General features: G+C 73.3%; 11 protein-coding genes and 1 tRNA gene. 5 read left to right on the top strand and 7 right to left on the bottom strand.

Annotated features, from left to right (window positions below; translation table 11 throughout):
• The 7 genes from ACWGPE_RS17965 to ACWGPE_RS17935 form a co-directional block, all read right to left on the bottom strand.
• Positions 1-445, bottom strand: a 445-nt coding sequence (locus ACWGPE_RS17965; protein WP_452049194.1) for a Rho termination factor N-terminal domain-containing protein, incomplete at its 3' end; no start/stop codon positions are given.
• 336 nt (positions 446-781) lie between these two features.
• The gene (thrB, locus tag ACWGPE_RS17960) at positions 782-1,726 is read right to left on the bottom strand and encodes a homoserine kinase (RefSeq protein WP_275506655.1); all 945 of its coding nucleotides are present in this window, start codon (positions 1,724-1,726) and stop codon (positions 782-784) included.
• A complete protein-coding gene (gene thrC, locus ACWGPE_RS17955; RefSeq protein ID WP_231431493.1) occupies positions 1,723-2,832 on the bottom strand; it encodes a threonine synthase in 1,110 nt (369 codons plus the stop codon). The genes thrB and thrC overlap by 4 nt, the downstream gene beginning before the upstream one ends.
• Positions 2,829-4,139, bottom strand: a complete 1,311-nt coding sequence (locus tag ACWGPE_RS17950; protein WP_231431494.1) for a homoserine dehydrogenase — start codon at positions 4,137-4,139, stop codon at positions 2,829-2,831. The genes thrC and ACWGPE_RS17950 overlap by 4 nt, the downstream gene beginning before the upstream one ends.
• The gene (lysA, locus tag ACWGPE_RS17945; RefSeq protein ID WP_231431495.1) at positions 4,136-5,575 is read right to left on the bottom strand and encodes a diaminopimelate decarboxylase; all 1,440 of its coding nucleotides are present in this window, start codon (positions 5,573-5,575) and stop codon (positions 4,136-4,138) included. The genes ACWGPE_RS17950 and lysA overlap by 4 nt, the downstream gene beginning before the upstream one ends.
• 143 nt (positions 5,576-5,718) lie before the next feature.
• Positions 5,719-6,522 (bottom strand): LmeA family phospholipid-binding protein, encoded by an 804-nt coding sequence (locus tag ACWGPE_RS17940; protein WP_231431496.1) that lies wholly within the window; start codon positions 6,520-6,522, stop codon positions 5,719-5,721.
• A 28-nt stretch (positions 6,523-6,550) separates the two neighbouring features.
• Positions 6,551-8,224, bottom strand: coding sequence for an arginine--tRNA ligase (locus ACWGPE_RS17935; RefSeq protein WP_452049193.1), 1,674 nt, complete (start codon positions 8,222-8,224; stop codon positions 6,551-6,553).
• Positions 8,225-8,262: 38 nt separating this feature from the next.
• Between ACWGPE_RS17935 and ACWGPE_RS17930 the strand changes: the two genes are divergently transcribed.
• From ACWGPE_RS17930 to ACWGPE_RS17910, 5 genes are all read left to right on the top strand, one after another.
• Positions 8,263-8,883, top strand: a complete 621-nt coding sequence (locus ACWGPE_RS17930; protein WP_231431498.1) for an iron ABC transporter ATP-binding protein — start codon at positions 8,263-8,265, stop codon at positions 8,881-8,883.
• Positions 8,883-10,076 (top strand): ROK family transcriptional regulator, encoded by a 1,194-nt coding sequence (locus tag ACWGPE_RS17925; protein WP_231431499.1) that lies wholly within the window; start codon positions 8,883-8,885, stop codon positions 10,074-10,076. The genes ACWGPE_RS17930 and ACWGPE_RS17925 overlap by 1 nt, the downstream gene beginning before the upstream one ends.
• Before the next feature lie 63 nt (positions 10,077-10,139).
• Positions 10,140-10,212, top strand: a tRNA-Arg gene (locus ACWGPE_RS17920).
• 184 nt (positions 10,213-10,396) lie between these two features.
• A complete protein-coding gene (locus tag ACWGPE_RS17915; protein WP_452049192.1) occupies positions 10,397-12,451 on the top strand; it encodes a TPM domain-containing protein in 2,055 nt (684 codons plus the stop codon).
• Positions 12,452-12,539: 88 nt separating this feature from the next.
• The gene (locus ACWGPE_RS17910; protein WP_275506650.1) at positions 12,540-13,274 is read left to right on the top strand and encodes a PspA/IM30 family protein; all 735 of its coding nucleotides are present in this window, start codon (positions 12,540-12,542) and stop codon (positions 13,272-13,274) included.
• Positions 13,275-13,279: the final 5 nt, after the last annotated feature.

Genomic DNA, 13,279 nt, shown 5'->3' with positions numbered 1-13,279 from the left:
GCACGAGGCCGACACCGGCACCGCCGCCGTTCACGTGCTGCACGGCTGCGGTCGTCGCGCGCGTCGCGCGACGGGGCTGGCGGCCGCGACGCGGTTGGGCGGATGCCTCCGCGGCGACGGGCTCGGCCGTCGCCGCCTGGGCGCCGTCGACCGGGGCGGCGTCAGCGGGCGCGGGGTCGGTCGACGGAGCCGCCTCGGCCGGCGCGCTCGGTGCGTCGGCCACCGGGGCCGCCTCGACGGGGGCGGTGCCGTCGACGTCGAGCGTGGGGGCGGCGTCGCCCTCGGCCTGACGCGCGGTGATCGCCTCGACGAGTTCGCCCTTGCGGAGCTTGGATGCGCCCACGATGCCGAGCGAGGCGGCGAGCTCCTGGAGCTCGGCGACCTTGAGGCCGGTGAGGGGGGCGCCGTTCGCCACGCGCGCGGCGTGGTCGGATGCGTTGGTCACTGGGTGTTGTCCTTTCCCCTGGCGCATGTGGTTGCGCGGCAGGAGAGTTGATCGCAGACTCGAGCGAGGTCGGCGCGCGCGGCGCAGACTGCGCAAGTGCGAAAGCAAGAGATTGCCGGGAATTGCACGATGCGGCTCGTGAGCGGTGTCGGGTCTGACGTATCAGCCGCTTCACCCGCCGGGTGCGCAGTCAGTCTAACACCGTGCGGCCGCCCAGCCTGCCACGCGACGCCCCGTTGTGGAGAAACATCGCGTGGAGGCATCCGACTGCGACGAGCGCGACCGAGCAGCAGCGGCGCACGTCGCGGCGTGCCGGCCGTCGGCGGGCAGCGCGGCTCAGGCGGCGGTGACCGTCGCGCCCTTGAAGTCGACCGCGAGCGGCAGCGCCTGCCACACCGTGTCGGCCGTCCGCTCGACGAGGTCGATCGCCGCTGCTCGGGCGCTCGGGTCGTTCGCGAGGACGAGGATCGACGGGCCGGCACCCGACACGACGGCGGGGTGTCCCGCCTCGCGCAGTGCCCGGATGAGCCGGTCGGTCTCGGGCATGGCCGCCGCGCGGTAGTGCTGGTGCAGCTTGTCCTCCGTGGCCTGGAAGAGCAGCTCGGGGCTCTGGATGAGCGCCGCGACAAGCAGCGCCGAGCGCGAGACGTTGAAGACCGCGTCTTCGTGCGGCACCTGCTCGGGCTGCAGCGAACGCGCGAGCGCCGTCGACATCTCGTGCTCGGGCACGAGCACGAGCGGCGAGACGCCGCGGTGCACGATGAGCTTCTTGTGGCGGGGTCCCTCGGGGGTGACCCACGCGATCGTGAGTCCGCCGAAGAGCGCCGGCGCCACGTTGTCGGGGTGGCCCTCGAGCTCCGTCGCGAGCTCGAGCAGGTCGTCGGCCGAGAAGTCGACGACCCCGTCGAGCAGGCCCTTCGCCGCCATCACCCCTGCGACGATCGCCGCGCCCGACGAGCCGAGGCCGCGGCCGTGCGGGATCGCGTTGTGCGCGACGAGCCGCAGCCCGGGCAGCGCGACGCCCGCGCGCTCGAACGCGTGCGCGATCGCGCGCACGACGAGGTGGGACGCGTCCAGCGGCACCTCGCCCTCGCCGACGCCGTGCACCTCGACCTCGACGCCCGCCGGCGTCGCCGAGACCTCGAGCTCGTCGTAGCGCGCGAGGGCGAGCCCGAGGGTGTCGAAGCCGGGCCCGAGGTTCGCCGAGGTGGCGGGCACCTTGACGTGGACGGTACGGCCGACGAGCGATGTGGTCGCGTCGGCGACGAGCGTGCCCGTCATGAGGCGAGTCCCAACGCCGCGGCGACCTGTGCGGTGTCGACCGGCACGACCGTCGGCTCGACGTCGGAGCCGTCGGCCGTGCGGAGGGCCCACTGCGGGTCCTTCAGGCCGTGGCCGGTGACCGTGAGCACGACGCGCGCACCCCGCGGCACGGCGCCGGCGGCCGCTCGCTCGAGCAGGCCGGCGACCGAGATCGCCGAGGCCGGCTCGACGAAGATCCCGACCTCGGCCGAGAGGATGCGCTGCGCCTCGAGGATCGCGGCGTCCTCGATGGCGCCGAAGTACCCGTCGGTCTCGTCGCGCGCCTGGAGGGCGAGCTCCCACGACGCCGGATTGCCGATGCGGATCGCGCTCGCGATGGTGTCGGGGTCGCGCACGGGCTCGCCGCGCACGATGGGCGCGGAGCCCGCGGCCTGGAAGCCGAACATGCGCGGCATCCGGGTCGCGTTGCCCGCCGCGATGTCCTCGCGGTAACCGCGCGTGTACGCCGTGTAGTTGCCGGCGTTGCCGACCGGCACGACGTGCAGGTCGGGTGCGTCGCCGAGCACCTCGACGACCTCGAACGCCGCGGTCTTCTGGCCCTCGATGCGGTCGTTGTTCACCGAGTTGACGAGGTGCACGGGGTAGTTCGCGGCGAGGTCGCGCGCGATGTCGAGGCAGTCGTCGAACGTGCCCTGCACCTGGATGAGCTTCGCGTCGTGCGCGATCGTCTGGCTGAGCTTGCCCATCGCCACCTTGCCCTCGGGCAGCAGCACGGCCGCGCCGATGCCGGCGTGGGTCGCGTAGGCGGCGGCCGATGCGGAGGTGTTGCCGGTCGAGGCGCAGATCACGACCTTCGCCCCGTGCTCGACGGCCTTCGTGACCGCCATCGTCATGCCCCGGTCCTTGAAGGAGCCGGTCGGGTTCATGCCCTCGAACTTCACCCAGACGTCCGCGCCGGTGCGACGCGACAGTGCGGGGGCCGGCAGCAGCGGCGTGCCGCCCTCGCCGAGCGTCACGATCGGGGTCGCGTCGGTCACGTCGAGACGGTCGGCGTACTCGCGGATGACACCGCGCCACTGGCGCGAGCCGGGCTTGGGGGTGGGCGTCGGGTTCGGGGTGTTCACTGGGCTCCTTCGACTCGGAGGACGGATGCGACGGAGGCGACGACGGGGCTCTCGGCGAGCGAGGCGACCGTGTCGGCGAGCGCCGACTCGGTGGCCTCGTGGGTGCCGATCACGAGCGTCGCGCGCCGCGACCCCTCGCTGACGGTCTGCTGCAGCTGCTCGACCGAGACGCCGTGCTCGGCGAACGTGCGCGCGATCTGCTCGAGCACGCCCGGTTCGTCGGTGACCTCGAGGGTGATCGCGTACCGCGTCGTGATGCGCCCGATCGGCAGCAGGGGCAGTTCGGCGTGCGTCGACTCGGCCGTGCCGGGCCCGCCCGAGACCCGGCGCCGGGCGATGGCGACGAGGTCGCCGAGCACGGCGGAGGCGGTCTGCACTCCGCCGGCGCCCGCGCCGTAGAACATGAGCGGCCCTGCGGCGGAGGCTTCGACGAACACGGCGTTGTTCGCCCCGTGCACGGCGGCGAGCGGATGGCTGCGCGGAACGAGCGCCGGGTAGACGCGGGCCGAGACGCCCTCGTCGCCGGTCTCGGCGTCGATGAGGCGCTCGCAGATCGCGAGCAGCTTCACGACGTACCCGGCCCGGCGCGCCGATTCGACCTGGGCCGCCGAGACGCCCGTGATGCCCTCGCGGTGCACGGCCTCGACCGGCACGCTCGTGTGGAACGCGAGGCTCGCCAGGATGGCTGCCTTCTGCGCTGCGTCGTAGCCGCCGATGTCGGCCGTCGGGTCGGCCTCGGCGTAGCCGAGCTCGGTCGCGGTCGCGAGCGCGTCCTCGAGGGAGGCGCCGGTCTGGTCCATCCGGTCGAGGATGAAGTTCGTCGTGCCGTTCACGATGCCGAGGATGCGCTCGATGCGGTCGCCCGCGAGCGACTCCCGCAGCGGCCGGATGATCGGGATCGCCCCGGCGACCGCGGCTTCGTACGAGAGCTGCGCGCCGACCTGCTCGGCCGCGGCGAAGAGCTCGGGGCCGTGGGAGGCGAGCAGCGCCTTGTTGCCCGTGACCACGTCGGCGCCCGAGGCGATCGCCTGGTGCACGAGCGTGCGGGCGGGCTCGATGCCGCCCATGAGCTCGATCACGACGTCGGAGCCGAGGATGAGGGCCTCTGCGTCGGTCGTCAGCAGCTCGGCGGGCAGGTCGGTGTCGCGCCGCGCCCCGAGGTCGCGCACGGCGATGCCGACGAGTTCGAGGCGCGCGCCGACCCGCTGCGCGAGCTCGTCGGCATGGTCGAGCAGCAGCCGTGCGACCTGCGAGCCGACCGAGCCCGCCCCGAGCAGTCCGACTCGGATGGACCGGTACTCGATCATGCGGGGTTCCCTTCGACGGTGCTCGTCGCGACGGTCCTCGTCGCGACGGTGGGTGCCTCGAGCCCGAGATCACGGGCGAGCAGGTCGTCGATCGACTCGCCGCGCACGATGACGCGGGCCTCACCGTCGCGCACGGCGACGACGGGCGGGCGGGGCACGTGGTTGTAGTTCGAGGCGAGCGACCAGCAGTACGCGCCGGTGGCCGCGACGGCGACGAGGTCGCCGGGCGCCGTGTCGGCCGGCAGGTGCTCGACGTCGACGACGACGTCACCCGCCTCGCAGTGCTTGCCGACGACCCGGCTGAGCGCGGGGGCGGCGTCGGAGACGCGGTTCGCGACCCTGGCCGAGTACGCCGCGCCGTAGAGCGCCGTGCGGGCGTTGTCGCTCATGCCGCCGTCGACGCTCACGTAGCGCCGTGCGCCCCCCTCGATCGGCACGGGCTTGACCGTGCCGACGGTGTAGAGCGTGACGCCGGCGGGGCCGATGATCGACCGGCCCGGCTCGAACGCGAGCCGCGGCACTGCGATGCCCCGTTCGCGGCACCCCGCGACGACCGCGGCGACGATCCCGTCGGCGATCTCCTCGATCGGCTGCGGGGTGTCGGCGGCCGTGTAGGCGATGCCGAACCCGCCGCCGAGATTGAGTTCGGGCAGCGGCTCGACGGCCGAGAGGTCGGCGTGCGCGGCGAGCAGCCGGGCGGCCGACTCGGCGAAGCCCTCGGCGTCGAAGATCTGCGAGCCGATGTGGCAGTGGAGCCCGAGGAACTCGAGCGAGTCGTGCGCGCGGATGCGCTCGCCGAGCTCGACCGCGCGTTCGAGCGGCACGCCGAACTTCTGGTCCTCGTGCGAGGTTGCGAGGAACTCGTGCGTCGACGCGTGCACCCCGCTGTTGACCCGCAGCCGTACCCGCTGCCGGCGCCCGGCGCGCGCCGCCGCGCCTGCGACGCGTTCGATCTCGACCTCGCTGTCGATGATGAGCGCACCGACGCCCACCTCGACCGCGCGGGCGATCTCGGCGAGCGACTTGTTGTTGCCGTGGAAGCCCAATCGGGCGGGCTCGGCCCCGGCTGCGAGCGCGACCGCGAGCTCGCCACCGGTGCAGACGTCGACCGCCAGCCCCTCATCGACGACCCAGCGCACGACCTCGCCGGACAGGAACGCCTTGCCGGCGTAATAGACGGTCACATCGGTGCCCGCCGCGCGTGCCGCCGCCTCGAACGCGAGCCGCGTCCGTCGGGCGCGCGAACGCGCCTCGGACTCGTCGACGACGTAGAGGGGGGTGCCGAACCGCTCGGCCAGCGACACGGCGTCGAGGCCGGCGATCTCGATGCGGCCCGCGGGGTCGCGACGTGCGCTCGCGGGCCAGACCTGCGGCACGAGCGCGTTGACGTCGGCCGGCGCGCGCTGCGCGCCGGGGTCTGCGGGAACGGATGCCACGGGAACCTCACAGGAGGGAACGAATCGACGGTCGCTCGCGGCGAGCGAACCCGGATCGGTCCCTGAAGCCTGATGCGTGCCGACCTTGTGGGTCGGACTACCCGCGAGTCTACCGAGGCGTGCGGGCCCGGCCGAATCGGCGGTCAGTCGCAGTGGCCGGTGCGGCCGAGCGCATCGCCGTCGAGCTCGACGTCGTCGCCCGCGAGGTCGACCCGCACCGCGCCCGGTGCGACCGCGACGCCCGTCACCTCGATGCCCTCGGGCAGGTGCTCGGCGACGCACACCGGCACGGGGTCGTCGCCGATGAGCCGCTGGATGAGCCCGGACACGTCGAACGATGCACCGCCCGCGCCGACCTCGACGCCGACCGGTTCGAGCAGGATCCGGTCGCCCGCGGCGGTCGGCGCCGCGGTGACCTGATAGGAGATGGGGGCGCCGAGCACCTCGACGCTGCCCTCGTAGCCCACCGTCCCGTCGCCGAGCGTCACGGTGCCGGTCGCACCCGGGACGTCGATCAGCCGGTTGAGCGAGGCTTCGTCGGTCGAGACGGTCGCAGTGAGGTGCCCGACGGGCGACGCGAGGTCGACCGGCACCTGCTGCAACGTGACCTGCGCATCGATCGGCGCGCCGTCGACCTCGAGGTCGGGTGCGCTGAGCGCGACCTCGTCCATCGAGCCCGAGAGGTACTGCGCGATGACCGAGAAGCCGCCGATCGTCACGTCGACGTCGCCTTCGACCTGGTCGGGCAGGTTCGCACGGATCTCCTCGGCGACCCGTTGCTCGGCGACGCCCCGCGCGATCACGTCGGCCACCACGGCGATCGCCACGAGGCCGACGACGACCGCCGCCACGACGATGCCGATCTTCGCCCCTCGGCCGAGGCGCTTGCGGGGCGCGGGTTCCGGGTCTTCGACGTCCAGTGGGATCGTCGGCTGCTCGTCGCTCATCGGTGCCCCCTCGTTCGGATGCGGAGTGCTACATGCGCTCGGGCGCCGAGACGCCGAGCAGGTCGAGGCCGTTGCGGATGACCTGGCCGGTCGCGTCGTTGAGCCAGAGACGGGTGCGGTGCAGGTCGCCCACCGGCTCGTCGCCGAGCGGCAGCACGCGGCAGTTGTCGTACCAGCGGTGGAACAGCCCCGCGAGCTCCTCGAGATAGCGAGCGACGCGGTGCGGCTCGCGCAGCTCGGCCGCCTGGGCGACGATGCGCGGGAACTCCTGCAGTGCGCCGAGCAGCGCCGACTCGGTCTCGTGCTCGAGCAGCTCGGGCGCGAACGCGGAACGGTCGACGCCGGACGCCTGCGCGTTCAGCGCGAGCTGCGTCGTGCGGGCGTGCACGTACTGCACGTAGAACACGGGATTGTCGTTGCCGCGACGCTGCAGGATCTCGGGGTCGATCGTGAGCGGCGAGTCGGCCGGGTACCGGGCGAGCGTGTACCGCAGCGCGTCGGTGCCGAGCCACGCCTGGAGATCGTCGAGCTCGATGATGTTGCCCGCGCGCTTCGACAGCCGGGCGCCGTTCACGCTCACCAGTTGGCCGATGAGCACCTCGACATCGCGCTCGGGGTCGTCGCCCGCGGCGCCCGCGAGGGCCCTGAGCCGGTGCACGTAGCCGTGGTGGTCGGCACCGAGCAGGTAGATCTTGTGCTTGAAGCCGCGGTCCCCCTTGTCGAGGTAGAGCGCGGAGTCGGCCGCGAAGTAGGTCGGCACGCCGTTGCCGCGCACGAACACCCGGTCCTTGTCGTCGCCGAAGTCGGTCGTCTTCACCCACACCGCGTCGTCGGCGTCGTAGACGTGGCCCTGCGCCCGAAGCCGGGCGAGCGCCGTGTCGATGTCGCTGAGGCCGTCGTCGCCCTTCGCGTGCAGTCGGCGCTCGCTCGTCCAGACGTCGAAGTGCACGTTGAAGCGCTCGAGCGAGGCCTTGATCTCGGCGAGCTGCAGCTCGTACGCGATCTCGGTCGCGGTGTGCAGGGCGACATCGTGCTCGAACTCGGCGAGCCTCGGCTCGCGCTCGAGCACGCGGGCGGCGAGGTCGGCGATGTAGCTGCCCGGGTAGCCGCCCTCCGGGGTCGGCTCGCCCTTGGCCGCTGCGAGCACCGAGGCGCCGAAGATCTGCATCTGGTTGCCGGCGTCGTTGATGTAGTACTCGTTCGCCACCTCGGCGCCGGCTGCGCGCAGCACGCGGCTGATCGAGTCGCCGAGTGCGGCCCAGCGGGTGTGGCCGATGTGGAGCGGCCCCGTCGGGTTCGCGGAGACGAACTCGAGGTTGATGACGGAGCCGGCGAGCGAGTCGCTGCGCCCGTAGTCGGCGCCCTGCTCGACGATCGTCTTCGCGAGCGCCCCGGCGGCCGCGGCGTCGAGGCGGATGTTGATGAAGCCCGGGCCCGCGATCTCCGCACTGGCCACGCCGTCGATTCCGGCGAGCGCGGGCGCGAGCTCGCCCGCGACCTCGCGCGGGTTCCTTCCGAGCGGCTTGGCGATGCGCAGGGCGATCGACGACGCCCAGTCGCCGTGCTCGCGGAGCTTCGGTCGCTCGAGCACGACGTCGCCCGGCTCGAGCCGGAGGTCGACCTCGACGCCGGCGGCACGACGTCGCTCGACCAGGGCGAGGACGAGGTCGTACAGGGCGTTCGCGAGATCGGCGGGAGTCACCCGCAAATCCTATCCGCCTCATTGATAAGGTTCGTCACATGCCGCGCTCGCCCCACCCGCTCCGTCACCGCCCGACCGTCTTCGCGGTGATCGTCGCGGCGGCCGCGCTCGCGCTCACCGGGTGCGCCCAGGACGCTCCCGATCCCAGCGGCTCCGCCACGCCTCCCCCGGCGTCCGAGGCGCCCGAGCCCGGCGCGAGCGAGAGCCCCGTCCCGACCGAGGAGCCCGCCACCCCGTTCGAGATCGCGTGCGACGTGCTGCTCACCCCCGACGACGTCTACGCCTTCAACCCGAACTACAGCCCGGCACCCGGCTATGAACCGCAGGCCGACGGCATCACGGGCGTCGCAGACGAGGCGGGCACCACGTGCGGCCTCGTCAACCAGACGAACGGCGCGCTCATCGAGGTCGCCGTCGCCACGCCGCCGGAGTCGGCCCTGGAGGCGCGCAAGAACGACGCAGCGCTCTCGTCGCACCCGGTCCCGACCTACGGCACGCCGCCCGACGTCGAGGGGTACTTCGAGCGCACGGGCGAGAACGGCGAGGCGCAGGTGTTCACGGGCCCCTACTGGATCGTGATCGCCTCGACCGAGCTCGTGGAGCCGGGCGACGCCCAGACGCTCGTGAGCGCGGTCATCGCGAATCTCGAGGCCGCGTGATGGCCGGGCCCACGCGACAGACGCAGGGCACTCCCTCCTGGCTGGGAGCCGTCAACGACCGCGTCGGCCTGTCCGCCCTCCTCGACCACGGCCCGCTGACGCGGAACCGGATCTGCGAGCTCGTCGGCGTCTCGAAGCCGACGGCATCGATGATGATGAGCCGGCTGATCGCGGCGGGCGTGGTCGAGGAGCGCGGCCAGGTCGCGGGCAGCCCCGGCCGCAACGCCACCCTGTACGCGGCGCGCATCGATCGGCCGCTCGGGGTCGCCATCGCGATCGACGCCTTCGAACTGCGCGCACGGGTCGTCGACGCCGCGGGCAGCGATCGGCCGCTCGTCACCATCGGGCTCCCGCGCGACGTCGGCGAGCGGTCGGCGGTCGACGAGGTGCGCCGGGCGATCCTCGAGGCGAGTGCGGCGGCGGGCACCGACCCGGCCGCGGTCCACACCGTCGGCATCGGCACCGCGGGCTACGTCGACCCGGGCGGCGAGGGGGCGCTGTTCAGCGAGACCCTGCCCGGCTGGCCGACGACCGGTCTGCGGGCGACGCTCGAGGCGGCGCTCGGCGTCACCGTCTACATCGAGAACGACGTGAACCTCGCCGCGGTCGCCGAGCGCGAGACCGGAGCCGGCGAGGGCCGCGACGTGTTCGTGCTGCTCTGGCTCGGCAACGGCGTCGGCGCCTCGTTCGACGTGGCGGGCGACCTCTACCGCGGCACGTTCGGCGGCGCGGGCGAGATCGGCTTCCTGCCGCTGTCGGCCGAGGCGCGCGAGCTCGACGACCGAGCCACGACGAGCGGCGACCTCGTCGGGGCGATCGGCCTGCGCCGGCTGGCGGCGGCGCACGGCGTCGAGGCCGACGACTTCCCCGGGCTCCTCGCCGCGGTCGCCGCGAGCGACGCGACGGACGTCATCGTCGACGAACTCGGCGAGCGGATCGCGCACATCGCCCTGCCGGTGCTCGCGATGCTCGACCCGGGACTCGTGGTGCTCGCCGGGCCGACGGCGGCGGTGGGCGGCAGCCGCCTCGCCGAGGCCGTGGAGCGCGACATCCGGCGTCTCAGCCGCTGGTACCCCGAGGTCGTGGCCACCCACGTCGACGGCGACGCCGTGCTGCAGGGCACGACCGCGTTCGTCACCGCGAAGGTGCGCGAGGACCTGCTCGGCACGGTCGCGCGACTCGCCTTGCCCTGACCCCCGAGGGCTCGTCGACGGGCGTCGACGAGGCCCGGATGATGGTAGGGTTTTCAACTGTGCGCCTCCGTAGCTCAGGGGATAGAGCGCCGGTTTCCGGTACCGTAGGTCGGGGGTTCGAATCCCTCCGGGGGCACGTTGCGATCGAGCGGGTCGAGCCGGTTCCGGCTCCCCGCTCGAATGCGTTCCGGGGCCCCTGAAGCGGATGCGCCGCCGGCCGCCGACCACGGCCGCCGTGCCCGATGCAACCGCATGGACGATCGGCCACGCCCCGCCATAGACTCGGACTCGTCCGTTCGGAGTGGGGAAGGCGCTGGTGCATGCGTTCGAAGCGCACGTGGTCCGTGATCGTCGCGATGGTCGCGGGAGCGCTGGTCGCCCTGTCGGGCGCGGGCGCCGCGTGGGCTGACGACCCGGTCTCGTTCGGCTCCTCCCCCGTCGTCGACGAGGCGGGGGTGCTCGGCGGCGACCTCGACGACGTCGAGCGCGCGCTCGGCGACCTCGCGGACCGCAGCGGTCGCCAGCTCTTCGTCGCCTACGTGGGCGAGTTCACGAATCCCGCGACGGCCGAGGCGTGGGCCGAGCAGACGGCGATCGACAACGGCCTCGGCACCGAGGACTACCTGCTCGCGGTCGCGGTCGACGGCCGGCAGTACTACCTCTCGGCCTCGAGCGACGCCGCACTGAGCGACGCCGAGCTGCAGCGCATCTCGACGCAGGTCATCGAACCCGAGCTCCGCGCAGAGGACTGGGCCGGCGCCGCGATCGCCGGCGCGTCGGCGATCGCCGACGCGAACGCCGACGGCGGTCCGGTCGCGCCCGGAGCCGATCCCGGTGACGAGCCGTCGACGGGACAGGGCGGTGGCACGGGCGCGATCTGGTTGCTCGTGATCGCCGGCGCCGCAGTCCTCATCGTCTGGTTCGTCCTCGCCCGTCGCAAGCGGCGCGCTGCGGCCGGCTCCGGGAAGCCCGGAACCCCGTCGGCACCGCCGGCACCGTCGATCGACGAGCTGCGGCGCCAGGCCGGCACCGCGCTCGTCCAGGCCGACGACGCCGTGCGGACGAGCGAGGAGGAGCTCGGCTTCGCCGTCGCGTCGTTCGGCGAGCAGGCGACGGCCGACTTCCGCACCGCGCTCGACCAGGCGAAGGCGAAGCTCGGCGAGGCGTTCGCACTGCAGCAGCGACTCGACGACGCCGAGCCCGACACCGACGACGAACGTCGCGGCTGGTATCAGGACATCGCCCGACTCGCCGGCGAGGCCGACGGCATCCTCGACGCGCAGGTCGAGCAGTTCGACGCCCTGCGCGACGTCGAGCGCAACGCCCCGGAGGCGCTCGCCCGCGTCGACGCCCTCGCCGGCACGGTCGAAGCCGGCATCGCACCCGCCGGGCAGCGGCTCGCCGAGCTGCAGGGCGTCTACGCCGCCTCGGCGCTCGCGCCGGTCGCGGACAACCCGGCACAGGCCGAGGCGCGCATGGCCTTCGCCCGCACGACGCTGGCCGAGGCGACGGCGGCGCTCTCCCGTGGCGAGTCCGGCCCCGCCGCACTCGGCATCCGGACCGCCGAGGCGGCAGTCGACCAGGCGAAGCTCCTCGCCGCAGCGGTCCACCGGCTCGCCGACGAGCTCGCCGCGGCCGACCGGACGGTCGCGGCGGGCGTCGACGAGCTCGATGCCGACGTCGAGACGGCCCGCTCGCTCGGCGCCGACGCGGCTGCGGTCGCCGAACGGGTCGCCGCCGAGGCATCCGCCCTGCGAACCGCGGTCGCCGCGACCGGGCGAGACCCGATCGAGCTCCAGGCGCGGTTCACCAAGGCCGATGCCGAGATCGACGGTGCGATCCAGGGTGCCCGCGACGCCGCCGCTGCAGCGGCGAAGCTCGGGACGCAGCTCCAGCGGACGCTGCAGGCCGCGAGGGCCCAGACGCAGTCGGCCGAGGACTACATGGTCGCCCGGCGCGGCGCCGTCGGCGCCGACGCGCGCACCCGCCTCGCCGAGGCCGGCCGCCTCATCGTGCAGGCCGAACAGACCGCACCGACCGACCCCGCCGCAGCAATCGCCACCGCCGAGCGCGCCCAGCAGCTCGCCGCCTCGGCGTTGGCCATCGCCCAGCAGGACGTCGGCGGTTTCGACCAGGGCGGGGCCGGCGACTTCGGCGTCGACGGCGGCGAACTGCTCGCCGCCGTGATCGGCGGCATCATCGGCGGCTCGATGGGCGGCGGCTCACGCGGCTCCCGCAGCTCGGGCGGGTTCGGCGGGTTCACGGGATCGGGCGGGTTCGGCGGCTTCGGCGGCTCGGGCCGATCGCGCGGATTCGGCGGCGGCTTCGGCGGCTCGGGCTCGAGCGGCCGCCGCGGAAGCGGAGGCCGATTCTGAACCGCCACGCATCGCCGAGCACGGCATCACCCCACGGCCGCCCAGGCCGCCCGACGACCGAAACCAGCCAACGAACGAGGGAGTAACCATGACCAAGCAGTCCATCTTCGGACGGATCTCGCAGCTCGTGCGAGCCAACATCAACGCGCTCATCGACCAGGCGGAAGACCCGCAGCTGATGCTCGACCAGATGGTGCGCGACTACACCAACTCGATCGCCGACGCCGAAGCCGCCATCGCCGAGACGATCGGCAACCTGCGCCTCCTCGAGGACGACCACCGCGAAGACGTCGAGGCCGCCCGCGAATGGGGCGAGAAGGCGGTCGCCGCGAGCCGCAAGGGCGACGAGCTGCGCGCCGCTGGCGATGCCGCGGGCGCCGACAAGTTCGACAACCTCGCGAAGGTGGCGCTCAGTCGCCAGATCTCGTCGGAGAACGAGGCGAGGGCCGCCGAACCGCAGATCGCCGCGCAGACCGACGTCGTCGACAAGCTCAAGGCGGGCCTCAACGGCATGAAGGAGAAGCTCGTCCAGCTGCAGAACAAGCGCTCGGAGCTCGTCGCCCGGGCGAAGACCGCGCAGGCGCAGAAGCAGGTGCATGACGCCGTCAAGTCGATCGACATCCTCGACCCGACGAGCGAGATCGGCCGCTTCGAGGACAAGATCCGGCGCGAGGAGGCCGTCGTTCGCGGGCAGGCCGAGCTCGCTGCGTCGAGCCTCGACGCCCAGTTCAACGAGCTCGACGACCTCGGCGAGCTCACCGAGGTCGACGCGCGGCTCGCCGCGCTGAAGGCGGGCGGCTCGCAGGGCGCCATCGGCGGCTGACGCAC

The organism is Agromyces sp. NPDC055658 (assembly GCF_053618155.1).
The sequence above is the reverse complement of the archived record's forward strand: the minus strand, read 5'-3'. Positions and strand labels throughout refer to the sequence as shown.

Coding starts and splice junctions, on each gene's coding strand:
- thrB (WP_275506655.1), bottom strand. CDS start 1,726: ATGACGGGCACGCTCGTCGCCGACGCGACCACATCGCTCGTCGGCCGT.
- ACWGPE_RS17950 (WP_231431494.1), bottom strand. CDS start 4,139: ATGATCGAGTACCGGTCCATCCGAGTCGGACTGCTCGGGGCGGGCTCG.
- ACWGPE_RS17940 (WP_231431496.1), bottom strand. CDS start 6,522: ATGAGCGACGAGCAGCCGACGATCCCACTGGACGTCGAAGACCCGGAA.
- ACWGPE_RS17930 (WP_231431498.1), top strand. CDS start 8,263: ATGCCGCGCTCGCCCCACCCGCTCCGTCACCGCCCGACCGTCTTCGCG.
- ACWGPE_RS17925 (WP_231431499.1), top strand. CDS start 8,883: ATGGCCGGGCCCACGCGACAGACGCAGGGCACTCCCTCCTGGCTGGGA.
- ACWGPE_RS17915 (WP_452049192.1), top strand. CDS start 10,397: ATGCGTTCGAAGCGCACGTGGTCCGTGATCGTCGCGATGGTCGCGGGA.
- ACWGPE_RS17910 (WP_275506650.1), top strand. CDS start 12,540: ATGACCAAGCAGTCCATCTTCGGACGGATCTCGCAGCTCGTGCGAGCC.